Source organism: Komagataeibacter sp. FXV3 (genome assembly GCF_015155755.1).
Lineage (GTDB): Bacteria > Pseudomonadota > Alphaproteobacteria > Acetobacterales > Acetobacteraceae > Komagataeibacter.
In genome coordinates this window covers 1-1,137 of record NZ_VWPI01000197.1, presented here as the reverse complement: position 1 = coordinate 1,137, position 1,137 = coordinate 1, and the positions used below count along the sequence as shown (strand labels likewise).

1 protein-coding gene is annotated in these 1,137 nt (G+C 57.9%); it reads right to left on the bottom strand.

Annotated elements, in window-relative coordinates:
- Positions 1-1,070: IS630 family transposase (locus tag F1542_RS16910; RefSeq protein WP_193734016.1), on the bottom strand; the 1,070-nt coding region annotated here is incomplete at its 3' end.
- Between the last annotated feature and the right edge of the window lie 67 nt (positions 1,071-1,137).

The following is a 1,137-nucleotide window of genomic DNA, read 5'->3' as shown; positions in this document are numbered from 1 at the left end:
ATTGTCTTATGACAAAAGCGCTTCACCGAGGCGAGGATCTGGTCGGCTGATTTGACCCACCGATACGGCCGTGGGTTTTTGTTATGTGCATCGATAAAAGTTGTGATGTCAGCTTCGAGTGCAGTTGTTGACCGATGCACGCCGCGTTGGAGTTGCTTGCGCGTCAGTTCGGCGAACCAGCGCTCTACCTGATTGATCCAGGAAGCCGAGGTGGGCGTGAAGTGAACATGCCAATGCGGGCGGCGCGCGAGCCACGTCTTGATCGTGGTCGTTTTATGTGTGGCGTAGTTATCCATCACGAGATGAACATCCAGGTCATCAGGCATCTCAGCGTCGATACGTTTCAGGAAGTCGAGAAATTCCGTGGTACGATGACGTTTGTAGCATTTGCCGATTACCGCACCTGTTGCGATGTCGAGGGCTGCAAACAGCGACGTCGTACCGTTCCGGAGATAGGTATGGGTACGTCGTTCCGGCACGCCCGGTACCATGGGCAGGACGGGCTGTTCGCGGTCCAGCGCCTGGATCTGGGATTTCTCGTCGACGCACAGCACGATCGCGCGGTTCGGTGGCGACATGTAAAGACCGACAATATCCCGAACCTTGTCGACAAATAGCGGGTCCGTCGACAGTTTGAAGGTTTCGGCCCGATGCGGCTGCAGACCGAAGGCGCTCCAGATCCGGCGGATGGTCGTATGCGACAGGCCGATCTCGGCAGCCATGGAACGGATCGACCAGTGGGTCGCGTCTTTGGGCGTTGTATTCAGCGTGCGCTCGATGACCTGCGTAACTTGCGCATCCGACACCGTGCGGGGCCGGCCAGCACGATATTCGTCGGTCAGGCCTTCGATGCCATCTTCGACAAACCGCCGCCGCCATTTGCCGACGGTGTGCTCATGCACCCCCAGGCGTGCAGCAACTTCCTTGCTCTGCAAGCCTTCGGCACAGAGCAGAACCATCCGGCAGCGATCCGACAACGACCGCGGCGCCTTGTGACGCCGGACCTGCCCTTCAAGAAACGTCCGCGCCTGCCGACTCAGCACCACCTGACTTGCCTGTCGTCCCGCCATCGTTCTGCTCCCGTCATTGCGACAGGAATATTATATAATGATGCTTATTTCAGTTCCAGATGACTAG